This is a genomic window from Pseudomonas anguilliseptica, assembly GCF_021375795.1.
GTDB lineage: Bacteria > Pseudomonadota > Gammaproteobacteria > Pseudomonadales > Pseudomonadaceae > Aquipseudomonas > Aquipseudomonas anguilliseptica_A.
Genome location: NZ_JAEIOI010000022.1, coordinates 1 through 267 on the forward strand (window position 1 = coordinate 1; position 267 = coordinate 267).

Annotated in this window: 1 protein-coding gene; it reads left to right on the forward strand. The window is 57.3% G+C overall.

Annotated elements, in window-relative coordinates:
• A partial coding sequence (locus IOD17_RS19575) for a VCBS domain-containing protein (protein ID WP_233686626.1) occupies positions 1-267 on the forward strand: 267 nt, incomplete at both ends.

The following is a 267-nucleotide window of genomic DNA, read 5'->3' on the forward strand; positions in this document are numbered from 1 at the left end:
ATGGTGAACCGGGAGCCGACGCTCCGACCAGCTTCGTCTCTTGGGCGAACACCAGTGCCACCTACGGTACTTTCACGGACACCGGAGCGGGCACCTACAGCTATACGCTGAACAACGCCGACCCGAGGGTTCAGGCTCTGGATGATGGTGAAACGCTGACTGAAACCTTCACCTACACCATGCAAGATGCCGATGGTGATCAGGACACTGCGATCCTGACGATCACTATTCAAGGCAGCAACGATGTGCCGGTGATAACGGTCACGG